Origin of the sequence: Bradyrhizobium manausense (assembly GCF_018131105.1) — a bacterium.
Taxonomy (GTDB): Bacteria; Pseudomonadota; Alphaproteobacteria; order Rhizobiales; family Xanthobacteraceae; genus Bradyrhizobium; species Bradyrhizobium manausense_B.
The window spans coordinates 682,321-704,652 of sequence record NZ_JAFCJI010000002.1 but is presented as its reverse complement, the minus strand read 5'-3'; the positions used below and the strand labels follow the sequence as shown (position 1 = coordinate 704,652).

The following is a 22,332-nucleotide window of genomic DNA, read 5'->3' as shown; positions in this document are numbered from 1 at the left end:
GAGACACGACGTGATCGAACGGGCAGGGCAAGTGCTCGGCGCGCTGGAGCGCGCGTTGACGGTGATTGCGGTGTTCTTCATGTTCGTGATCATGGTGCTCGTGGTCACCGACGTGTTCATGCGCTATGTGCTGAACAGCCCGTTCTCCTTCACCTATGACTTGATCGGGCTCTATCTGCTCGCGGGCGTGTTCTTCTTCACGCTGTCGGATGCCTTGCGCGAACATGTCCATGTCGGCGTCGATATCCTGTTGTCGCGCTTCTCCCCGGCGGGGCGGCGGCTGTCCGAAATCGTCACCGCGCTCGCCGGCCTGTTCGTGTTCGTCCTGATCTGCAAGGTCGGCTTTGCGCGCGCGCTGGAGAATTACGAGCAGCACGACGTGCTTTCAGGCGCCATTCCCTGGCCGACCTGGATTTCGGCGGCGCTGGTGCCGTTTGGCTGCGGTGTGCTGGTGCTGCGGCTGGCGCTCCAGCTGGTCGGCAATGTGCTGAGTCTCGTCAGCGGCCGCGACCTCTATCCGCTGCCGCCGGTGACGGGCGTCGGCGAAGCGCGTGGTTTCGAGTAACGGCTGGCCTTCATGACACCTCTCATCGTTCTCGCTCTGCTGTTCGGCCTGCTTGCGCTCGGTACGCCCGTGGGTTTCGCCATGGCGTTTTCCGGCTCGGTCGGCCTCGTCATGGTCGGTGGCTTTCCGACGCTATCAGGCATCCTGGAAACTGCGCCGCTCTCGACGGTCTCCGCCTACGAGCTCATCACCATCCCGATGTTCCTGCTGATGGCGGACCTCGTGCTGCTATCCGGTGTCGCGGACGATCTGTTCAAGACGGCCTCGGCCTGGGTCGGCCGTGTCCCCGGCGGGCTCGGCATGGCCACCGCGCTTGCTGGCGCCGGCTTCGGCGCGATCTGCGGCACCTCGACGGCGTCGGCCGCGACGCTGTCCTCGACCAGTCTTCCCGCGATGATCCGCCAGGGCTACGAGCCGAAGATGGCCGCCGGCGTGGTCGCGATCTCGGGTACGCTGTCGATGCTGTTGCCGACCAGCGTTGCGCTCGTCATCTTCGGCCTGCTCGCCGAAGTGAACATCGGCAAGCTGCTGATCAGCGGCATCATTCCCGCGATCCTGGTGACGTTCACCATCATGGCGACGATCTACTTCCTGGTCTGGCAGGACCCGTCGCGCGCGCCGGCCGCGAAATCGGTGCCGTGGCGCGAGAAGTTCGCGCTGCTGTGGCAGGTCTCGCCGATGGTGGTGCTGTTCTCGATCGTGACAGGCACGATCTATCTCGGCGTCGCGACGCCGACAGAAGCTTCGGCTTTCGGTGCGTTCGGAGCCTTCCTGCTCGCGATCGTCAAGGGCAAGATCACGCCGACCTCGCTCTACAAGACGCTGCTGCGCGCCTGCCACGGCACCTGCATGATCATCATGATCCTCGTCGGTGCCTCGATCTTCGGCTATTTCTTCACGCTCACGCACGTGACGCAGGACCTCGTCGCCTGGATCGGCTCCTTGCCGACCTCGCGCTGGATCATCATCACGCTGATCCTGTGCGGCTACATCGTGCTGGGTTCGTTCATGGACCAGATCGCGATCCTGGTGCTGACGGTCCCGATCGTATTGCCGCTGATCAAGACTCTCGGCTTCGATCCGATCTGGTTCGGCGTCATCAAGATCGTCACCGCCGAGGTCGGCATGATCACGCCGCCGGTTGGCCTGAATTGCTTCATCGTCGCCCGCTACGCCAAGCGGCCGGTGGCGGAGGTGTTCCACGGCACCTTGCCGCACTTCATCGCGCACCTGATTGCAATCGCGATCCTGGTGGCGTTTCCGTCTATCATCCTCTGGCTGCCCTCTCAGATGGGGCGCTAGGTTTCCACGGCATGATCCGGAAAACTGTGCAGTGGTTTTCCGCAGATCATGCGTAACAAACGAACCTCAAGCGCAACGTCATTGCGCTTGAGAGCCTCCACAAGGAGACCATCATGGATTTCGCGCTCACCGATCAGCAGGAAGCCATTCGCGATGCCATCGCCAAGATCTGCGAAGGATTTCCCGATGCCTATTGGTTGAAGAAGGACCACGACGGCGGCTTCCCGCATGACTTCCACAAGGCGCTGGCTGATGCCGGCTGGCTCGGCATCTGTGTGCCCGAGGCATATGGCGGCTCGGGGCTTGGCATCACCGAAGCTGCGATCATGATGCGCACGATCGCGGAATCCGGTGCCGGCATGTCCGGCGCTTCCGCCGTGCACATCAACGTGTTCGGCCTCAATCCGGTCGTCGTGTTTGGGACCGAGGAGCAGCGCAAGCGCATGCTGCCGCCGATGGTCGAGGGCCGCGAGAAGGCATGCTTCGCCGTCACCGAGCCCAACACCGGCCTCAATACCACGCAGCTGAAGACCCGCGCGGTCGCCAAGAATGACCGCTACATCGTCAACGGCCAGAAGGTGTGGATCTCGACCGCGCAGGTCGCGCACAAGATCCTGCTGCTGGCGCGCACCACGCCGCTGGAAGAGGTGCGTTCGCCGACGCACGGCCTCAGCCTGTTCTACACGGATTTCGACCGCAACAGGATCAAGGTCCACGAAATCGAGAAGATGGGCCGCAAGATCGTCGATTCCAACGAGCTGTTCTTCGAGGATTTCGAGATCCCGATGGAGGACCGTATCGGCGAAGAGGGCAAGGGCTTCCAGTACATCCTCGAAGGCATGAACCCCGAGCGCATCCTGATCGCGGCGGAAGCGGTCGGCCTCGGCAAGCTCGCGCTGTCGCGCGCGACCGAATACGCCAAGACGCGCGTCGTGTTCAATCGGCCGATCGGCAAAAATCAGGGCATCCAGCATCCGCTCGCGGTGAACTGGGTCGAGCTCGAGGCGGCGTGGCTGATGGTGATGCAGGCGGCATGGCAATATGACAAGGGTTTGCCGTGCGGGGCCGGCGCGAATGCCGCGAAGTACTTCGCCGGAGAAGCCGGATATCATGCCTGCGAGCAGGCGGTGATGACCCATGGCGGCTTTGGTTACGCCAAGGAGTTCCACGTCGAGCGCTACCTGCGCGAAGTCCTGATCCCGCGCATCGCCCCGGTCAGCCCGCAGCTTGCGCTGAGCTTCATCGCGGAGAAGGTGCTGGGCCTCGCCAAGTCGTACTAGAAGGGTGGACTTGCTGGCGGGATCGATGACCCCTGACTTTTCCGGCCTGATCCGTGACGGCGACCTCGTGGTGTGCGGTCAGGCGACGGCCGAGCCGGTCACCCTGACCGAAGCGCTGATGGCGCAGGCCGGACAGCTGCCGGCGTTCCGGATGATGGTCGGGCCGATCTTCTCGGAGACGTTCTCCGCGACCTGCCCGCCCAACGTCTCGTTCCAGAGCTATGGCGTGATCGGCAACGCGCGGCGGCTGGCCAAGGCGGGGCGGCTCGACGTGATCCCGAGCAACTACAGCGCCTTCTGCGCCGACTTTGCCTCGCGTCGCCACAAGGCTGATGTCGTCCTGGTTCAGCTTGCGGAATCCGGCGACGGGCGGCTCAGTGCCAGCCTCTCCAACGATTATGTCATTGATGCCGCGCGGGGTGCGCGCCTTGTCATTGCCGAGTTCAACCCGGATGCGCCCTTTACGTTTGGGGCAGCATGGGCTGAAGATGTGCCGATCCATATGCGGGTGATGGCCCGGCGTCCGCCGGTTGAATTGGCCTCGCCGCCGCTCGATGATATTTCCCGGCGCATCGCTGCGCACGCGGCGGACCTGATTGTCGACGGCAGCACGCTTCAATTCGGCGTCGGCCGCATTCCGGATGCGATCCTCTCCTCGCTCTCGCACGCACGCAATCTCGGCATTCATTCCGGCCTGATCAACGATGCCGTCGTCGAGTTGATCGAGCGCGGAGCGGTGACGAATGCGGAGAAGGGGATCGATGCGGGGATCACGGTCACCAATCAGGTGATCGGCACGCAACGGCTTTATCGCTTCGTGCATGAGAACAGATCAGTCGCGGTGCGGCCGACGTCCTACACGCACGGCCAAGGCGTGCTGGCGCGGATCAACCGGCTGGTCGCGATCAACTCTGCACTTCAGGTCGGGCTCGACGGCAGCGTGAATTCCGAGACGCTGAACGGCGTGGCGATCGGGGCCATCGGCGGTCAGCTCGATTTTGTGCGCGGAGCCAATGCGTCTGCTGGCGGACGGGCGATCATCGCGCTGCCGGCGACGGCATCGGATGGGACCAGCCGGATCGTCGCCCATGTCGAAACGGTGACGACGCCCCGCGCCGACGTCGATGCCATCGTCACTGAATGGGGTGTCGCCGAGCTGCGCAACTGCGGCCTCGCAGAGCGCGCGCGCCGCATGGTCGCGATCGCTGCGCCCGAGCACCGCGATGCGCTGTCGGCGCAGCTCCGAGGCTTAAGCGGCGATCGCTGAGCGCTCTGAATTTTGGTCTGCCTATTCGGCGGCGACCCGCTCCATCGCCATGGTGCGGAGTTTTGCGCGCTGGATCTTGACGCCGTTGGCGCTGTCGGTAACGGGGAAGGTATCCACGATATAGACGCGTGCCGGGACCTTGTAGCTGGCGAGCCGTTCACGCAGGCGTGCCGTCAGCACCTCCTGTTGCGGCGGAATGCCCGCCGGGATCACGAAGGCGACGCAGCGCGCCTGGCCCTTCAGATCGATCGCGACGACCTGGGCATCGGCAACACCGGCGCATGACTTGAGCTCGTCCTCGATCTCGCCGGGCGCAACCAGGAAGCCGCCAAGCCGCATGGCATCGCCCGCGCGAGTTTCATAGACGAAAGCGCCATCGCGGATACGGCCGATGTCGCCCGTGCGGAAGAAGCCATCCGTGGTCATGGCATCGCGCGTCGCCTCGGGGTTGTGGAAGTAGCCGAGGAAGCATGACGGCGCGCGGATCTCGATCTCACCGGAGACGTCGGGAACGGCAAGTTCGCCGGTCTCGGTGTCGCGCACGCGGACCTTTGCGTCAGGTGACATCGGCCAGCCGCCGCCCCCGATACGATTGGCGAAGGTGTCACTGGGGCGGGCGATCGAGAACAGCGCCTGCACCTCGCTGGAGCCGTAGAGGCCGAACAGCACCAAGCCGCGCGCTTCGGCCGCTACAGCGAACTCGCGCCAGCCGGGCTGGAACGCCGCGAAGCCGCAGACTTCGAGATGCGGGAATGGCCGCGGCGCGTCGGTCAGCGCAAGGATGCGGCGGAACATCTCGTCGGAGCCGAAGGCGTGCGTGATTTCATGCTCTCGGAGGATCTTCAGCGCGGGTGCCGCCTCGAAGGCGTCGAGTACGTGGATCGTTGCGCCGGCTGCGATGAAGCCGAGCAGGCTCGTCATGCCGAAGGTGCCGCAGAACGGCAGCATGGCCAGCAGCGAGTGACGCTGCGGGGAGAGCTGGAGCGCCTTGGCAACTGACTTGGCGTGGGTCGCCAGCGTTCGCTGCGAATGAGCGACCAGCTTCGGCCCCCTGGTCGTGCCTGATGTGGTGTAGAGCAGCACGGGCAGGTCGATGTCGCTCTGGGTGGGAGCGGGCGGATAGGCTTTGTCGAAGGCATCGAAGCGCACGCAGGGCCATTGCACGGAGATCGTATCCGCGCCGACCACCGCAAGCTTCCGCAGCGCGGGCACTTCGTCCCTGGCGATGTCGGCGAGAATGGAAGCGAAATCGATCGAGCGGAACGCCGCCTCGACCACCAGCAGCCTCGCGCCGGATAGCTTGAGGAGATGCGCGACTTCAGCGCTGCGGTAGCGCGTGTTGACGGCGGCAACGATCGCGCCCAGCCGGGCCGCGGCGAACAGCAGCGTGATCCATTCGACCCGATTGATCAGCCAGACCGCCACCACGTCGCCCTTGCCGATGCCTTGCGCGGCAAGCCAGCCTGCGGTTTGTGCGATCTTGCCTGAAAACTCCGCGCGCGAGACGGGCGAGCCGTCGAACACGAAGGCGGGATCGGCTGATGTCTCCGATCCGATCAGCGATTGCAGTGAAGTGTCGTCGGCGTGCATGGCAACGGAAGTAACCCGATCGCGCCAACCTGTCTACTTGGTGCCGAACATCCGGTCGCCGGCGTCGCCGAGGCCCGGTACGATATAGCCGTGATCGTTGAGGCACTCGTCGATCGCGGCGGTCCAGATCGGCACATCAGGATGTTCGCTCTCGAACTTCGCGATGCCCTCCGGCGCCGCCAGCAGGCAGACGAAGCGGATATCGCGGGCGCCGCGGTCCTTGAGCAGGGACGCACCGGCGCAGGCCGAATTGCCGGTCGCCAGCATCGGGTCCATCAGGATCACGGTGCGGTCCGACAGGTCCTGCGGCGCCTTGAAGTAATATTCCACGGCCTGCAATGTCTCGGGGTCGCGATAGAGCCCGATATGGGCGATGCGGGCCGAGGGCATCAGCGCCAGCATGCCGTCGAGAAAGCCGACGCCGGCACGCAGGATCGGCGCCAGCGTGAGTTTCTTGCCGGCGATCTTCGGCGCCTGCATCGGCGAGATCGGGGTCTCGATCTCGACCAGCTCCAGCGGCAAGTCGCGCGTCACCTCGTAGCCGAGCAGCATCCCGATCTCGTTCAGGATCTCGCGAAAGCTCTTGGTCGAGCGATCCTTCTCCCGCATCAGGGAAAGCTTGTGCTGGACCAGGGGGTGGGCGACGACATTGACGTTGCTTGTGCTCATGCAACCGATCTAACACGGTTCCGCGAAACGGCGCCAGATCGGCCGGGCGTTTTCCGCAACGCGGGCGGCTTATCCGGGCTGTGCGACCGCCGCCCGCGCCCCGGTTGCTCGCCTCGAAGAGCTAGACGCCAAACCCGCGCGCAGCGAGCGTGATCACGATCGTCAGGACCGCCCCCCAGATCAGGCTTAACGTTATGGTCAGGATGGTCGTGGTGACCGCGTGTTCGAGATGTCCTTTGGAGAGCGGCATGTTGCGTTACCTCGCGGCCAGCCGTGCAACGAGTTGCCTCGCTTGCGCAGCCAGCGCGATCAAGGAATTGCCGCGGTTCTCGATGTCGAGTTCAAAGGTCTCGCTGGGAAACACCAGCGCGCACCGCGCCGGTGCGCTCTGGCGGTTGGCGAAGTCGACGGCCGAGCTCTTGAACAGGAACAGGCCGCCGATGCGTCCGTGCGCCTCGCGTGCGACCCAGAGGCCGGCCCGGTTGCGGCCGATGAAAAAGGCGGGAATGGCGGCGCTGATCACATCGGGATCGAGCGGCCTGAGTTCCGCCGCAGGCACCTGCCGTGGCTGGCGGTGGGCGGCTTGAAGCGCAATCGCGGCCATCGCGGCTTCTTCGCACATCTGCAAGGTCATGATGGTGCCCTTAGGCGTGGAGGTGCCAGGCGTAGATGACGGTCTTCAACGCGATGAGCGCGGTGAGCACGCTGCCCATTGTCATGATCGTCAGCGCGCTTATCGTGATGCGCTTGAGCCGGGCCTTGCGCGCTGTCGAGGTCCGCGACCGGCGCTCGACCCAATCAAGAGACCGTTCAAAGCCATGTGACACAATCGACATTTCAGCAGTTCCTGTCCGTGGTACGGCGAAACGGCCGTGCCATATGTTTGCAGGATGATCATCGCCGCGTAGGATTGCGAGGCGGACGCAAGCGCCGCCGTATAGGAATGTCATAAAGACGCCGGCCGACGCGCCGGCAGTCCTCTGAACAGGTCGGGGTTTCGCTTCGGTCGCGGCTGAGCTGATGCGGGATTTGGACAAATCATCCCGATCGCAGCCGCAAAGGCGAGCTGCAGCCTGGGTTCTTCGATCTGTTTGCAGAAGCTCTCCAGCATTGCCTGGGCGTCCGGCCGCTGCCCGCCGATCACCGCGCAGAGCCGGGAGCTGGTTCGTCGGAAGAAGTGCAGCGTGTCACCCGCGTCACGCCGGCCGTCGGGGCGATCGAGTTCGGCTGCGAGAGCCACGACATTGACCCGGTCGGACTCGTCGCGCGTCACGGCAAAGCGCAGCAGCGCCAGCTTCCAGGCGAGGAGCAGCCGATGAGGGTCTTCCGACGGTGGCATGCGATATCCTGGACGGTCTCCGGCGCATCAGGCTCCGATGCCGTCGATCAGTTCCTCGTCGGCAATCGCCGCAAAGGCTCTCGTGACCTCGGCTTGAGCTGCGCCATTCAGTGGCACGATCGGCAACCTCGTGGCGGGCGACATCAGGCCGAGCGTGCTCAGCGCATATTTGAGTGCAGCCGGGCTCTCCCGGGACAGGCAAGCGATCAGCGGCACAAGCCGCCTGTGCAGATGGCGCGCCGTTTGCAGGCGGCCTTGCCTGACCTGCGAGAAGATCGTGCGGCAAAGATCCGGCGCAATGTTGGAAACCTCGGCGATCGCGCCGTCGCCGCCGCCGGCGATATAGCCGAAGGTGGTGGCGTCATCGCCGGCCAGCAGACGAAAGCCCGCCGGCAGCAATCGGTTCAGGCGCATCGGCCGGGTGACGTCGCCACTGCCATCGCACAAGCCGACGAACTGGCGGGATTCGACGAGGCGTAGAAGCGTCTCGTCGGCGAGCGGGCGCAGCGTGCGGGAGGGGACGTCGTGCAGGATCAGGGGAAGGCCGGTCGAGGCGGCAATGGTGCGGAAATGCGCGAGCATCCCTTCCTGCATCGGCTTGTTGTAGGCAGGCCCCGCCGCCATGACGGCGTCGGCACCGGCCGCTTCCGCACGCCGCGCAAGCTCGACGGCGCGGCCGGTGGCATTCGACATCGCGCCAGCGATGACCCGCACCCGGCCACGGGCGACGTCGACCGCGGTGCGAATGACGAGCTCCTGCTCGGCAGGCGAGAGCGTCGGCGCCTCGCCCGCTGTCTCGCAAGCCACGAGCGCGGGAACGCCGGCTGCAATCTGGCGCTCGCAGAGTGCGGCGAACGACTTGAGGTCGATCGTATCGGCCGCGTCGAACGGCGTCGGCAGATCGGGAATGAAGCCGGTGAACCAGGCTGAGGGCGGGATGAACATGGCTTGCTCGCTGAAAAGCGTTTGCTCAGGCCGCGCGCTGCGAGACGTCGGGGTGTTTGCTCATGTCGAGCTCGATCTCGCGCGGCAGCTCGATGATGGTCTCGGGATGCTGTCCGTTCTCGAACAGCGCGTATTTGATGGCCTGGGCGCGACTGACGAACAGGCCGCCATAGAGGCCGTTTTGCTCCTGCGCGATCCATTGTCCGCGATGGTTTTGGCCGATGAAGACGATGCTTGAGAACGAGCTGCACGAGGGAGGTTCGACGAGTTTCACGGATGTAGTCCTTCCAATTGACGCGAGCGGCGGAATCTCGTCCCGCAGTCGCCCGATCAACGTCTTTCGCAATGGATAGGATTTCGAGAGAGAGCCCGCGGCGATCTCATAGGAGCGCTATAAGCCTCGCGTTCAGGCGAAATTCTCGCAAGCTGCAGGCTCGTAGAGTGCATCAGGGGCGGAACCCACGTGGGGGACGCTCGGCCGCGTCGCCTCCACGGCCAGTGCCTGGACTTCCACGAAAGCCGACATTAGCGCGATCGCGAGGTCGCCGTGGAATCCCTCGACAGCCGCATCGAGCCAATCCGGCAATTCGCGCTGGCGCGACAGGGCGCAATGCCATTCACCCTCGTCGTAGGCAATACGTCGGACCTGCCACAGCGGCAACTCCAGCTCCATCAGCGCCAGCGCTGCATCGACCCACGCCTCCGCGTCGATCAGGCGCATGACGCGCCCGGTGCGCTCGGCCTGTCCGAGCGAGGGAAAGCGGCGGCAGGCCTTGTCGATGATCTCGAGCATCAGCGACCGTGTCATGCCCTGCGCATTGCGCAGGCGGTGGCTGAGGGAAGGTGGATCGTAGTGTCGGAACGCGACGGTCATGTCAGGCCTCCTGCAATTGGCGTCGGTCAGTCGGCCGGCTTCTTCAGGATGGCGGGAGGGGCATTGGAAAACGAGATGGGACGGGGATGGGAGATATAGGAATTTCATAGGGGCGGGCGTTCGTGAGGGACGCGATGCGCTCTGCTCGGCCTTTATGAAATTCCTATAACTTCGCCATAGCCCTCGTCTCGAAAACCTATGCCCGTGATGGCACTTCAGCACGGTCAAAAGTCCCGCCTGGTGCCGTGGAAATGCGTTGCACGTCTCCTCACGCGCTTTGCCGGGTCGCCGAGAACGTGTTGTTCCCGACATAAGGGCACAACGAGGAGCAATCCCATGATGGACATTCTCATGCTGGCGCTGGGCTTCGGCTTCTTTGCCGTTGCGATCGGCTACACCTACGCCTGCGAACGGCTGTGACGGAGCGGATCATGATCTTCGATTATGCGCTCGCCGGCGCCGTCTCGTTCGGTCTCCTGATCTACCTCACCTATGCGCTGCTGCGGCCGGAGCGGTTCTGAGCCGTGCTGCTGCTTGTCGAATTGCTGCTGGCTGACGTCGCGCTCGTCGGCTGCCTGCTTGTGGTGCTCCGGCCAATGTTGCGCCGGACACCAGGCCTGAAGGGTTAATGCCATGACTGTGATCGGTTGGCTCCAGATCATTCTTTTCTGCGTTATCATCGTCGCGCTCACAAAGCCGCTCGGCTGGTACATGACGCGCGTGTTCAACGGCGAGAAGACATTACTCTCGCCGGTGCTGCGTCCGATCGAGGCGGGCATCTACTGGATCTCCGGCGTCGACGAGAAGCGCGAGCAGCATTGGCTGACCTACACGGTCGCCATGTTGCTGTTCCATGTCGGCGGCTTCCTCATCATCTATGGTGTGATGCGCTTGCAGGCCGTGCTGCCGTTCAATCCGGCGGGGCAGGGCGCGGTCGCGGAGGACCTCTCCTTCAACACCGCGATCTCCTTCATCACCAACACCAATTGGCAGAACTACGGTGGCGAGAGCACGGTCTCTTATCTCGTGCAGATGGTCGGCCTGACACACCAGAACTTCCTGTCGGCGGCAACGGGCATCGCGCTGGCCGTGGCGCTCATCCGCGGCTTCTCGCGTGCGTCAATGCGCACGGTCGGCAATTTCTGGGTCGATGTCACCCGCGTGACGCTTTATGTGTTGCTGCCGATCTGCGTCGTCTACACGCTGTTCCTGATCTCGCAGGGCATGCCGCAGACGCTAGGCGACTATGTCGAGGCCACGACGCTCGAGGGCGCCAAGCAGATCATCGCGGTTGGCCCGGTGGCATCGCAGGTCGCGATCAAGATGCTCGGCACCAACGGCGGCGGCTTCTTCAATGCCAATGCCGCTCATCCCTTCGAGAACCCGACCGCGCTGTCGAACTTCGTGCAGATGCTCTCGATCTTCCTGATCGGTGCGGCCATGACCAATGTGTTCGGCCGCATGGTCGGCAACCAGCGCCAGGGCTTTGCGATTCTCGCCGTCATGGGCGTGCTGTTCGTCGCCGGCGTCACGGTGACCTATTGGGCGGAAGCCAATGGCACCTCGACGCTGCAGGCGCTCGGGCTCACCGGTGGCAACATGGAGGGCAAGGAGGTCCGCTTCGGCATCGTCGCGTCCTCGTTGTTTGCCGTGGTCACCACGGCCGCCTCCTGCGGTGCGGTCAATGCCATGCACGACAGCTTCACTGCGCTCGGCGGCATGATCCCGCTGATCAACATGCAGCTTGGCGAGATCATCATCGGCGGTGTCGGCGCCGGTCTCTACGGCATGCTGCTGTTCGTCGTGCTCGCGATCTTCGTTGCAGGCCTCATGGTCGGCCGCACGCCGGAATATGTCGGCAAGAAGATCGAAGCGCGCGAGGTCAAGATGGCGATGCTCGCGATTCTGGTGCTGCCGCTGATGTATCTCGGCTGGACCGCGGTCGGCGTGGTCTATCCGGCGGCGGTGGCCTCCATGGCCAATGCCGGTCCGCACGGCTTCACCGAGGTGCTCTACGCCTATACGTCGGCGACCGGTAACAACGGCTCGGCCTTCGCGGGCCTGACCGGCAACACGCTATTCTACAATCTCACGCTCGCCTCCGCGATGTTTGTCGGCCGCTTCTTCATGATCGTGCCGGCCATGGCGATCGCGGGCTCGCTGGCCGCGAAAAAATCCATTCCGCCGTCGGCGGGTACGTTCCCGACCACCGGCGGGCTGTTCGTCGGCCTCGTCGTCGGCGTGATCCTGATCATCGGCGGCCTCACCTTCTTCCCGGCTCTCGCACTCGGCCCGATCGTCGAGCACCTCGCGATGAACGCCGGCCAAGTGTTCTGATCGACTTCTGATTTTTGGAGTGACCTCCATGGAAACCATGAAACTGCAAAAGCGAGCGTCCGTCTCGGCGATGCTCGACCCCAGGATCGTCGCGCCTGCGATCCGCGCCTCCGTCACCAAGCTCGACCCGCGGCTGATGATCAAGAACCCCGTGATGTTCGTGGTCGAGATCGTGGCCGCGCTCACCACCGTGATCTTCTTGCGGGATCTCGTCACCGGCGGTGCCAATCTCGGCTTCACCTTCCAGATCATCCTCTGGCTCTGGTTCACGGTGCTGTTTGCGAATTTCGCCGAAGCCGTGGCCGAGGGCCGCGGCAAGGCGCAGGCTGATTCGCTGCGCAAGACCCGCACCGAAAGCCAGGCCAAGCTGCTGACAAATGCGGGTCGGGACTTCGAGCTCGTCGCAGGCACAAGCCTGAGGGTCGGCGATATCGTGCTTGTCGAGGCGGGGGATACCATCCCCTCCGACGGCGAGGTGATCGAAGGCGTGGCCTCCGTCAACGAGGCCGCCATCACCGGTGAATCCGCGCCCGTGATCCGCGAATCCGGCGGCGACCGTTCGGCGGTAACCGGCGGCACCCAGGTGCTGTCCGACTGGATCCGCGTTCGCATCACGGCGGCCCAGGGCTCGACCTTCATCGATCGCATGATCAAGCTGGTCGAGGGCGCCGAGCGCGCCAAGACGCCGAACGAGATCGCGCTCAACATCCTGCTCGCCGGCCTCACCATCATCTTCGTGTTCGCCACGGTCACCATTCCGAGCTATGCGGCCTATGCCGGCGGCTCGATCTCGGTGATCGTGCTGGTCGCGCTGTTCGTGACGTTGATCCCGACCACGATCGGCGCGCTGCTGTCGGCGATCGGCATCGCCGGCATGGACCGCCTGGTGCGCTTCAACGTGCTGGCGATGTCCGGCCGCGCGGTGGAAGCCGCCGGAGACGTCGATACGCTGCTGCTCGACAAGACCGGCACGATCACGCTCGGCAACCGTCAGGCGACCGCGTTCCGTCCCGTTCGCGGCGTCACCGAACAGGAGCTGGCGGACGCAGCGCAGCTCGCCTCGCTCGCCGACGAGACGCCGGAAGGCCGCTCCATCGTGGTGCTGGCCAAGGAGAAGTACGGCATCCGCGGCCGCGACATGGCCGAGCTGGGGGCGACCTTCATTCCGTTCACGGCGCAGACCCGCATGAGCGGCGTCGATGCCGGCGGATCGTCGGTGCGCAAGGGCGCGGTCGATGCCATGCTCAATTATGTCGGGGGCGGTACGCCGCTGGCGATTGCTTCCGGCAATGCTGCGCGCGCGATCCAGCCCGCCGGGCTCTCGGAAGCCGGTCGCGAGGTCCAGACCATTGCCGACGAGATCTCGAAAGCCGGCGGCACGCCGCTGGCGGTCGCCAAGGACGGCAAGCTGCTCGGCGTCATCCAGCTCAAGGACATCGTCAAGGGCGGCATCCGCGAGCGCTTTGCCGAGCTGCGCCGCATGGGCATCCGCACCGTCATGATCACCGGCGACAACCCGATGACCGCGGCCGCGATCGCGGCGGAGGCGGGCGTGGATGACTTCCTGGCGCAGGCAACGCCCGAGGACAAGCTCAAGCTGATCCGCGACGAGCAGGCCAAGGGCAAGCTGGTCGCCATGTGCGGCGACGGTACCAACGACGCGCCGGCACTGGCGCAGGCCGACGTCGGCGTCGCCATGAACACCGGCACCCAGGCCGCCCGTGAGGCCGGCAACATGGTCGACCTCGATTCCAACCCGACCAAGCTGATCGAGGTGGTCGAGATCGGAAAGCAGCTGTTGATGACGCGCGGTGCGCTGACGACGTTCTCGATCGCCAACGACGTCGCGAAGTACTTTGCGATCATCCCGGCGATGTTCCTGGCGTTCTATCCGCAGCTCAACGTGCTGAATGTCATGAACCTGTCGAGCCCGCAGAGCGCCATCCTGTCGGCAATCATCTTCAACGCGTTGATCATCATCGGGCTGATCCCGCTGGCGCTGAAAGGCGTCGCCTATCGCGCAGTCGGCGCCGGCGCGCTGCTTCGGCGTAACCTCTTGATCTACGGCCTCGGCGGCATCGTCATTCCCTTCATCGGCATCAAGGCGATCGACCTCGTCGTCGTTGCCCTGCACCTGGCTTGACCGTCGTCGTGGGGCGCGCAGGCCGCGCCTCGCACGTGACGAAGACAATAGGAGACCTAAAATGCTCAGAGAAATTCGCCCCGCCATCGTCCTCTTGCTCGTGCTCACCGCCATCACGGGCCTGGCCTATCCGCTCGCCATGACCGGCATTGCCGGCGTGATCTTCCCCGCGCAGGCGCAAGGCAGCCTGATCGAGAAGGACGGCAAGGTGGTCGGCTCCGCCCTGATCGGACAGGAGTTCAAGGACGACAAATATTTCCACGGCCGCCCCTCGGCGACGCTTGCGCCGGACCCGAATGATTCGACCAGGACGGTGTCGGCGCCCTACAACGCCGCCAATTCGGGCGGCTCCAATCTCGGCCCGACCAGCAAGGCGTTGGCCGACCGGCTAAAGGAGGACGTGGACAAGCTGAAGGCCGAGAATCCGAACGCCGCGGTGCCGGTCGATCTCGTCACGACCTCGGCCAGCGGGCTCGATCCCGACATTTCACCGGAAGCGGCACAATTCCAGGTGCCGCGCGTCGCAAAGGCGCGGAATATGCCGGAGGACCAGCTCGAACTACTCGTCGCCTCCAACATCCAGGGCCGTCTGCTCGGCCTGCTCGGCGAACCCAGGGTTAACGTTCTTGCGCTGAACCTCGCGCTGGATCGTGCGTCCGCGAAGTAGCGCTCTAGGCTGGGAATATCAGGATGATTATATTGACCTAATGGTTCAACAGCGCCGCGATCCCGAACAACGTCCGTCGCCGGAGGCGCTGCTGGAAGCGGCGCGACGGGAGGAGGGCGCGAGCGGCAAGCTGAAGATCTTCGTCGGCGCCGCTCCCGGCGTCGGCAAGACCTACGAAATGCTGCAAAGCGCCCATGCCAGGCGCAAGGCCGGCATCGATGTCGTGGTCGGTCTGGTCGAAACCCACGGCCGCACCGAGACCGAGGCGCTGGTGCGCGGGCTCGAATTGATCCCGCGCAAGCGGTTCGACTACCGCGGCCAGATCGTCGAGGAGATGGACCTCGATGCCGTGATCGCGCGGCGGCCGAAGATCGCATTGGTCGACGAACTCGCCCACACCAACGCGGGCGGCAGCCGGCATCCCAAACGCTATCTGGATGTCGAGGAGTTGCTGTCTCGCGGCATCGACGTCTACACTGCCGTCAACATCCAGCACATCGAGAGCTTGAACGACGTCGTTGCGCAGATCACCCATGTGCGGGTGCGCGAGACCGTGCCGGATTCGATCTTCGATCGTGCCGACGCGATCGAGTTGATCGACCTCACGCCCGACGATCTGATCCAGCGCCTGCGTGAAGGCAAGGTCTACGTCCCCAGGCAGGCCGAGCGGGCGCTGGAGCACTACTTTTCGCCGGGCAATCTGACCGCGCTGCGTGAGCTGGCGCTGCGGCGCACCGCCGAGCGGGTCGACGAGCAGCTTCTCACGCACATGCAGGCGAATGCCATCGCCGGTCCCTGGGCCGCGGGCGAACGCATCCTCGTCTGCGTCAGCGAGGACCCGCGCGCCGCCGGCCTCGTGCGCTACACCAAGCGGCTGGCCGATCGACTGCATGCGCCGTTTACGGCGGTCTCGATCGAGACGCGGCGCTCGCTACGACTCTCCGAGCAGGAGCGCGACCAGCTGGCCGATACGTTGCGACTCGCCGAATCCCTGGGCGGCGAGGCGCTGACCATTCCCGCCGTCGGCCGACGCATTGCCGACGACGTCATCAACTTCGCGCAGGGCAACAACGTCACCCAGATCGTGATCGGCAAGACGACGCGTTCGCGCTGGTTCGAAATGACGCGCGGCTCTGTCGTGCATGATCTGGTTCGCCGTGCCGGCAATATCAGCGTTCACGTCATTCCCGGCGACGAGCTGCCGGGCGAGGCGGCGCCCAGGACGGCAGTGCCTGCCGCGGCGCGGTCCGAGCCGTTCAATCCGCTGCCCTACCTGAAGTCGCTCGGCATCGTGCTGGTCGGCATCGGCGCCGCGGCGCTGCTTCAGCCTCGGTTCGGCATCGAAAACGTTGATCTCGTGCTGCTCACCGCGGTGGTTGCCGTCGCAGTGCGCTACGGCTTGTTGCCCTCGCTGCTCGCAAGCCTTGTGGCCTCGCTCGCCTATAATTTCTTCTTCCTGCCGCCGGTCTACACTTTCACGATCACGGATCCGACCAACGTCGCGGCTTTCTTCTTCTTCATGCTGATCGCGATCCTGGTGTCGAATGTTGCTGCGCGCGTGCGCACGCAGGCCGACACGGCAATCGGTCGCATCCGGACCACCGAGCAGCTCTATGCTTTCAGCCGCAAGCTCGCCGGCACCGCCACCCTCGACGACGTGCTGTGGGCCTCGGCCTATCAGATCGCGCTGATGCTCAAGGTGCATGTGGTGCTGCTGCTGCCGGAGGATGGGCTCCTGACGGTGAAGTCGGGCTATCCACCGGAGGACCAGCTCGATCAGGCAGATCTCGCCGCCGCCAACTGGGCCTGGAGCAATGACCGCTCCGCCGGACGGGGTTCGGATACTCTGCCGGGCGCCAAGCGGCTGTTCCTGCCGATGCGCACCGGGCGCGGTCCGATCGGCGTGATCGGCATCGACAACGACCGCACCGGCCCGCTGTTGACGCCGGACCAGCGCCGGCTGCTTGACGCGCTGGTGGATCAGGGGGCGCTCGCGATCGAGCGGGTGCTGCTGGTCGAGGACATGGACCGGGTCAAGCGCACCGTCGAATCCGAGCGGCTGCGCTCGGCGCTCCTGACCTCGATCTCGCACGACCTGAAGACGCCGCTGGCCTCGGTGCTGGGCGCCGCCTCGACCATGCGCGATCTCGCCGGCGCGCTGTCGGACACCGAGAAGCGCGATCTGCTCGCGACCGTGATTGATGAGTCCGAGCGGCTCAACCGCTTCATCGCCAATCTGCTCGATATGACCAAGCTTGAAGCAGGAGCCATCGTGCCCAACACGGCGCTGCATGATCTCGGCGAGATCGTCGGCAGTGCGCTGCGGCGGGCGTCAAAAATCCTCACCGCACACAAGGTCGAACTGATGCTATCGGCCGATCTGCCAATGCTCGAGCTCGACGCCGTTCTGTTCGAGCAGGTGCTGTTCAACCTGCTCGACAACGCGGCAAAATATTCGCCCGCGGAGACCATTGTCACGATCGGGAGCCGGCGTGAACGCGACCAAGTGGTGCTTGATATCGCCGACGAAGGCGCCGGCATCCCGCCCGACGAGCTCGAGAGCGTGTTCGACAAGTTTTATCGCGTGCAGAAGGGTGATCATGTCCGGCCCGGCACCGGACTAGGGCTCGCGATCTCCCGCGGTTTCGTCGAGGCGATGCGCGGCACGATCTCGGCTGCCAATCGCAGCGACCGGAGCGGCGCGGTTCTCACCATCCGTCTGCCGGTTCCGGCACAGACCCACGCATTGGATACCGCCGCATGAGCGCTGCCCCGATCAAGGTTTTGGTGATCGACGACGAGCCTCCGATCCGGAAATTGCTGCGGATGGGGCTGTCGACGCAAGGTTATGAGATTTTGGAGGCGTCGAACGGCAAGATCGCGCTCGAGAAGCTCACAGAGGAGCCGGCGCTGATCATTCTCGATCTCGGCCTGCCCGACATCCAGGGCCATGAGCTGCTTCGCACCATCCGCGCCCGCAACGACAGCGTGCCGATCGTTGTGCTGTCCAGCCGCGGCGACGAGGCCGGCAAGGTGCAGGCGCTGGATCTCGGCGCCGATGACTATCTGACGAAGCCGTTCGGCATGGACGAGCTTTTGGCGCGCCTGCGCGCCGCGCTACGGCACCAGTTGCAGGTGCAGGGCGAGCGCCCGATCTTCCGCACCGGCGATCTCTCCGTCGATCTCGTCCGCCGTATCGTCAAGCTCGGCGAGCGCGACGTCAAGCTATCGCCGAAGGAATACGACCTCCTGCGCGTGCTGGTGCAGCACGCGGGCAAGGTGCTGACCCATCGCTTCCTGCTGAAGGAACTCTGGGACGAACTGACCGATGCGCAATATTTGCGCGTCTACGTCCGCCAGCTCCGCCAGAAGATCGAAGCGGACCCTGAGCGCCCACAATATGTGCTGACCGAGACGGGGATCGGGTACCGGCTGAAGGCGGGGGATTAACGTCCCCGTTTGGGACGCGATCCTCCATCCACGTTGTCATTGCGAGCATAGCGAAGCAATCCAGAGTCTTTCCACCGATGGTGCTGGAATGCTTCGTTGCGCTCGCAATGACGGGAGAGCGAGCTATCCCGTCTTCCTCTGACGCGCCGTCGACCGGTGCGTCTTCTTCGCCGCCCGCTGCCGCCCACCCGCAGCGCGCCGCGCATGGGACTTTGCCGCGGTCTTCTTTCCACCGCGCCCCCTGAGACTCTGTTTCAGCGCATCCATCAGGCTGACGACATTGCTCGGCCGCTCCTCCGGCTCCGGCAGCTCGATCGTCTTGCCGCTCGCCTTGCGCTTCACCAGCGCCTTCAGCGCAGTCTCGTACTCGTCCTTGAATTTGCTCGGATCGAAATGCGCGGCCTTGGTGTGAAGGATGTGGCCGGCGAGATCGACCATGTCCTTGGTGATCTTCGGGCTCTTGATGTCGTCGAAGAACTCGTCCTCGTCGCGCAGCTCGTAGGGGAATCGTAGTGTCGTGCCGAGCAGGCCCTTGCCGAGTGGCTCGATGGCGATGATGTGCTCGCGATTGGTCAGCACGATCTTTGCAAGCGCGACGCGATCCTGGTCCTTCATGGCGTCGCGGATCACGGCAAAGGCGTCGATCGCGGCCTTGCCTTCGGGGGCGATGTAATAGGGATGGTTGAGATAGCGCTGGTCGATCTCGTCGCTTGGCACGAAGCTCTCGATGTCGATGGTGTGGTTGCTCTCGATCTGCACCGCCTCGAGCTCTTCCGGCTCGATCTCGACATATTTGCCCTTGCGCAGTTCGTAGCCGCGACCCTTCTGGTCGCTCTCCACGACGTCGCCGGACTCGGAATCCACCATCTGCTGCTTGAGCCGGTTGCCGGTCTCGCGATTGATCAGGTGAAACCGCGTCTTCTCGGCCGCGGTGGTCGCCGGATAGAGCACGACCGGACAGCTGACGAGCGAGAGTTTCAACGTTCCCTTCCAATAGGCGCGCGGAGCCATTCCATTCTCCAATGATTTCAAGGCGATTTGGAACCCCAACAGCTCCCCAGGGGTTTTGGTTCCGGATGGGACTTTCGCCGTGATAGGCTTTGACTCGGATAAGAAGCGGGACCGGTCGTGCTGCAGAAACTCTCCACCTACCGAAAGAAGCGCGATTTCGAAAAGACGCCGGAGCCCTCGGGCAAGACCGCAGTGGCGCGGTCTGAGCAGCGGCGTTTCGTGATCCAGAAGCATGATGCGACCCGGCTGCACTACGATCTCAGGCTCGAATTCGACGGCGTCTTCAAGTCATGGGCGGTGACGAAGGGCCCCTCGCTCGATCCGCACGACAAGCGGCTGGCGGTGGAGGTCGAGGACCACCCGCTCGACTATGGCGATTTCGAGGGGACGATTCCCGAGGGACAGTATGGCGGTGGCACGGTGATGCTGTGGGACCGCGGCACCTGGGAGTCCGACGATCCGGATGCGGGTTTCAAGAAGGGCGACCTCAAGTTCACCCTGCATGGCGGCAAGCTGCATGGAAGCTGGGTGCTGGTGCGCATGCGCAACCGCGGCGGCGAGAAGCGCACCAACTGGCTCCTGATCAAGCATCGCGACGAATATGCCAGCGAGGACGAGGATATATTGGCGGAGGACAAGTCGGTCGCCTCCGGCCGCGCCATGGAGCAGATCGCCGGAGGCAAGGGTCGTGCGCCAAAGCCGTTCATGCTGGCGAAAAGCAAGGGCAAGGCCGATGCGGTCTGGCAATCCAACCGCGCCGAGGAGACCAAGGGCCGCACCGTCAAGCCGGCGCCGCGCGTGGCGCTGAAGAGCATTACGACATCAAAGAGCAAGACGGCGAAGAAAAAAGCCACGACGGCGACGAACGCGAGCAAGATCCCGGAGATGCCGGACTTCGTCGCGCCGCAGCTCTGCACCTCGGTCGAGCGGCCGCCGGCAGCCGATGGCTGGTGTCACGAGATCAAGTTCGACGGATATCGGGTGCAACTCCGCGTCGAGAGCGGCGAGGCGACGCTGAAGACGCGCAAGGGCCTCGACTGGACCGACAGGTTCGCGTCGATTGCGAAGGAAGCGGGCGGGCTGCCCGACGTCATGATCGACGGCGAGATCGTTGCGCTCGACCATAACGGCGCGCCGAACTTTTCCTCGCTCCAGGCCGCGCTGTCGGATGGCAAGACCGAGGATCTGATTTTCTTTGCGTTCGACCTGCTGTTCGCCGAAGGCCTCGATTATCGCCGTTTGCCGCTCGGCGAGCGTAAGGAGCGTCTCAAGGCGTTGCTGGAGGCGCGAAAGAAGAAGACGAGCCAGATCCGCTATGTCGAGCATTTTGTGAGCGGCGGCGATGCGGTGCTGCAATCGGCCTGCAAGCTGGAGCTCGAAGGCGTGGTGTCGAAGAAGCTGGATGCGCCTTATCGCTCCGGCCGTACCGAGAGCTGGACCAAGGCAAAGTGCCGCGCCGGGCACGAGGTCGTGATCGGCGGCTACAAGACCACCAATGGAAAATTCCGCTCGCTGATGGCGGGCGTGCATCGGGGCGGGCATCTCGCCTTCGTCGGAATGGTCGGAACCGGATTTGGTGCCGACAAGGTCAAGCGCATCATGCCGTCACTGAAAGCCATGGAGGCCAAGGAAAGTCCCTTCGGCGGCAAGAATGCCCCGAAGAAGACCCGGGACGTCCACTGGCTGAAGCCGGAGTTGGTGGCCGAGATCGAATTCGCCGGCTTCACCGCCGACGGCAATATCCGTCAGGCCGCGTTCAAGGGCTTGCGGCAGGACAAGCCGGCCGAGGAGGTCGAGGCGGAAACCCCTGCTGATACCAAGCTCGCACAGCCTTCCGCCAGGAAGCGTGCTCCAGCGCAGCCGGCGAAAGGGAAGAGCACCGCGGAGGTGATGGGCGTCGTCATCTCGAAGCCGGAGAAGGAGCTGTGGCCGGACGGCGGTGACGGCGAGGGTGTGACGAAGCTGGATCTTGCGCGCTATTTCGAGGCGGTTGGCTCGTGGATCATCGCACACATCAAGGGCCGGCCCTGTTCGATTTTGCGCGCGCCCGATGGGATCGGCGGCGAAAAGTTCTTCCAGCGCCATGCCATGCAGGGCACGTCGAGCCTGCTGGAACTCGCAAAGGTGTCCGGCGATCGCAAGCCGTATCTGCAGATCGACCGCGTCGAAGGGCTTGCCGCCGTTGCGCAGATCGGGGGCGTCGAACTGCATCCCTGGAATTGCGCGCCGGATGCGTATGATACGCCTGGCCGGCTGGTGTTCGATCTGGATCCTGCGCCGGACGTGAAGTTCGCCGACGTCGTCGAGGCCGCGAAGGAGATGCGGCAACGGCTGGCCGATGTCGGCATGGAGAGCTTTTGCAAGACCACGGGCGGCAAGGGCCTCCATGTTGTCGTGCCGCTGCTTTACGGCGCGCGCGACAAGGTGGACTGGAAAGAGGCCAAGGCGTTCGCGCAAGGCGTCTGCCAGTGGATGGCCGACGACGATCCCGAGCGTTATCTGCTCAACATGTCGAAGAAGCTGCGCAACGGGAAGATCTTTCTCGACTACCTGCGCAACGATCGCCTGTCTACGGCCGTCGCGCCGCTGTCGCCGCGTGCGCGCGATGGTGCAACCGTGTCGATGCCGCTGACCTGGGCGCAGGTGAAGAGCGATCTCGATCCGAAGCGATATACGGTGCGGACGGTGCCGGGCCTGCTGGCGCGCTCGAAAGCCTGGGATGGCTATGACGATGCGGGCGCGTCGATCAAGGCGGCGATGAAGAAGCTGGCGGGGAAAAGGAAGTAGATCTCGGCTCGGGGCGCAACTTCCGTAGGGTAGGCAAAGCGGAGCGTGCCCACCATCTTCGTTCGTCAGAGAGGAAAGGTGGGCACGGCGCAAGCGCGCCTTTGCC

At 64.3% G+C, this 22,332-nt stretch carries 21 protein-coding genes; 11 read left to right on the top strand and 10 right to left on the bottom strand.

Annotated elements, in window-relative coordinates:
- Nucleotides 1-10: 10 nt before the first annotated feature.
- The 4 genes from JQ631_RS23570 to JQ631_RS23555 all read left to right on the top strand — a co-directional run bounded on the left by JQ631_RS23570 (nucleotide 11) and on the right by JQ631_RS23555 (nucleotide 4,414).
- The gene (locus JQ631_RS23570) at nucleotides 11-565 is read left to right on the top strand and encodes a TRAP transporter small permease (protein WP_212329772.1); all 555 of its coding nucleotides are present in this window, start codon (nucleotides 11-13) and stop codon (nucleotides 563-565) included.
- A gap of 12 nt (nucleotides 566-577) precedes the next feature.
- On the top strand, nucleotides 578-1,867 hold the full coding sequence (locus JQ631_RS23565) for a TRAP transporter large permease (protein WP_212329770.1): 1,290 nt from the start codon (nucleotides 578-580) through the stop codon (nucleotides 1,865-1,867).
- Nucleotides 1,868-1,980: 113 nt separating this feature from the next.
- Nucleotides 1,981-3,147: an acyl-CoA dehydrogenase family protein gene (locus tag JQ631_RS23560; RefSeq protein WP_212329768.1), complete on the top strand. Its 1,167-nt coding sequence runs from the start codon at nucleotides 1,981-1,983 to the stop codon at nucleotides 3,145-3,147.
- A 25-nt stretch (nucleotides 3,148-3,172) separates the two neighbouring features.
- Nucleotides 3,173-4,414 carry an acetyl-CoA hydrolase/transferase family protein gene (locus tag JQ631_RS23555; protein WP_212329766.1) on the top strand — a complete coding sequence of 414 codons (1,242 nt, stop codon included), beginning with the start codon at nucleotides 3,173-3,175 and terminating at the stop codon, nucleotides 4,412-4,414.
- Nucleotides 4,415-4,435: 21 nt separating this feature from the next.
- Here the strand turns inward: JQ631_RS23555 and JQ631_RS23550 are convergent, their stop codons facing one another.
- The 9 genes from JQ631_RS23550 to JQ631_RS23515 all read right to left on the bottom strand — a co-directional run bounded on the left by JQ631_RS23550 (nucleotide 4,436) and on the right by JQ631_RS23515 (nucleotide 9,831).
- Nucleotides 4,436-6,004 (bottom strand): AMP-binding protein, encoded by a 1,569-nt coding sequence (locus tag JQ631_RS23550; protein WP_212329764.1) that lies wholly within the window; start codon nucleotides 6,002-6,004, stop codon nucleotides 4,436-4,438.
- Nucleotides 6,005-6,037: 33 nt separating this feature from the next.
- Nucleotides 6,038-6,673 (bottom strand): uracil phosphoribosyltransferase, encoded by a 636-nt coding sequence (gene upp, locus JQ631_RS23545; protein ID WP_212329762.1) that lies wholly within the window; start codon nucleotides 6,671-6,673, stop codon nucleotides 6,038-6,040.
- Nucleotides 6,674-6,794: 121 nt separating this feature from the next.
- The gene (locus tag JQ631_RS32505) at nucleotides 6,795-6,923 is read right to left on the bottom strand and encodes a hypothetical protein (RefSeq protein WP_283841810.1); all 129 of its coding nucleotides are present in this window, start codon (nucleotides 6,921-6,923) and stop codon (nucleotides 6,795-6,797) included.
- Between the two features lie 6 nt (nucleotides 6,924-6,929).
- Nucleotides 6,930-7,307 (bottom strand): hypothetical protein, encoded by a 378-nt coding sequence (locus JQ631_RS23540; RefSeq protein WP_212329760.1) that lies wholly within the window; start codon nucleotides 7,305-7,307, stop codon nucleotides 6,930-6,932.
- Nucleotides 7,308-7,317: 10 nt separating this feature from the next.
- The gene (locus JQ631_RS23535; RefSeq protein ID WP_212329758.1) at nucleotides 7,318-7,509 is read right to left on the bottom strand and encodes a hypothetical protein; all 192 of its coding nucleotides are present in this window, start codon (nucleotides 7,507-7,509) and stop codon (nucleotides 7,318-7,320) included.
- 110 nt (nucleotides 7,510-7,619) lie between these two features.
- Nucleotides 7,620-8,012: a hypothetical protein gene (locus JQ631_RS23530; RefSeq protein WP_212329756.1), complete on the bottom strand. Its 393-nt coding sequence runs from the start codon at nucleotides 8,010-8,012 to the stop codon at nucleotides 7,620-7,622.
- Between the two features lie 27 nt (nucleotides 8,013-8,039).
- Nucleotides 8,040-8,957: a 4-hydroxy-tetrahydrodipicolinate synthase gene (gene dapA / locus JQ631_RS23525; protein ID WP_212329754.1), complete on the bottom strand. Its 918-nt coding sequence runs from the start codon at nucleotides 8,955-8,957 to the stop codon at nucleotides 8,040-8,042.
- Between the two features lie 25 nt (nucleotides 8,958-8,982).
- Nucleotides 8,983-9,231, bottom strand: coding sequence for a hypothetical protein (locus tag JQ631_RS23520; RefSeq protein ID WP_212329752.1), 249 nt, complete (start codon nucleotides 9,229-9,231; stop codon nucleotides 8,983-8,985).
- A gap of 132 nt (nucleotides 9,232-9,363) precedes the next feature.
- The gene (locus JQ631_RS23515) at nucleotides 9,364-9,831 is read right to left on the bottom strand and encodes a hypothetical protein (RefSeq protein ID WP_212329750.1); all 468 of its coding nucleotides are present in this window, start codon (nucleotides 9,829-9,831) and stop codon (nucleotides 9,364-9,366) included.
- Between the two features lie 431 nt (nucleotides 9,832-10,262).
- On the opposite strand from JQ631_RS23515, the gene JQ631_RS23510 reads away from it, so the two are divergent.
- From JQ631_RS23510 to JQ631_RS23485, 6 genes are all read left to right on the top strand, one after another.
- Nucleotides 10,263-10,352 carry a K(+)-transporting ATPase subunit F gene (locus JQ631_RS23510; protein WP_035698142.1) on the top strand — a complete coding sequence of 30 codons (90 nt, stop codon included), beginning with the start codon at nucleotides 10,263-10,265 and terminating at the stop codon, nucleotides 10,350-10,352.
- Between the two features lie 112 nt (nucleotides 10,353-10,464).
- The gene (gene kdpA, locus JQ631_RS23505) at nucleotides 10,465-12,168 is read left to right on the top strand and encodes a potassium-transporting ATPase subunit KdpA (RefSeq protein ID WP_212329748.1); all 1,704 of its coding nucleotides are present in this window, start codon (nucleotides 10,465-10,467) and stop codon (nucleotides 12,166-12,168) included.
- A 28-nt stretch (nucleotides 12,169-12,196) separates the two neighbouring features.
- The gene (gene kdpB / locus JQ631_RS23500; RefSeq protein WP_212329746.1) at nucleotides 12,197-14,311 is read left to right on the top strand and encodes a potassium-transporting ATPase subunit KdpB; all 2,115 of its coding nucleotides are present in this window, start codon (nucleotides 12,197-12,199) and stop codon (nucleotides 14,309-14,311) included.
- Nucleotides 14,312-14,372: 61 nt separating this feature from the next.
- A complete protein-coding gene (locus JQ631_RS23495; protein WP_212329744.1) occupies nucleotides 14,373-14,978 on the top strand; it encodes a K(+)-transporting ATPase subunit C in 606 nt (201 codons plus the stop codon).
- Between the two features lie 40 nt (nucleotides 14,979-15,018).
- Entirely contained in the window at nucleotides 15,019-17,742 is a 2,724-nt protein-coding gene (locus JQ631_RS23490) for a sensor histidine kinase (RefSeq protein ID WP_212329742.1), read from the top strand.
- Nucleotides 17,739-18,428 (top strand): response regulator, encoded by a 690-nt coding sequence (locus JQ631_RS23485; RefSeq protein WP_212329740.1) that lies wholly within the window; start codon nucleotides 17,739-17,741, stop codon nucleotides 18,426-18,428. Before JQ631_RS23490 ends, JQ631_RS23485 begins: the two co-directional genes overlap by 4 nt.
- A gap of 123 nt (nucleotides 18,429-18,551) precedes the next feature.
- On the opposite strand, the gene ku is transcribed toward JQ631_RS23485, so the two are convergent.
- A complete protein-coding gene (gene ku, locus JQ631_RS23480) occupies nucleotides 18,552-19,439 on the bottom strand; it encodes a non-homologous end joining protein Ku (protein WP_212329738.1) in 888 nt (295 codons plus the stop codon).
- A 117-nt stretch (nucleotides 19,440-19,556) separates the two neighbouring features.
- Between ku and ligD the strand changes: the two genes are divergently transcribed.
- A complete protein-coding gene (gene ligD, locus JQ631_RS23475) occupies nucleotides 19,557-22,226 on the top strand; it encodes a DNA ligase D (RefSeq protein WP_212329728.1) in 2,670 nt (889 codons plus the stop codon).
- Nucleotides 22,227-22,332: the final 106 nt, after the last annotated feature.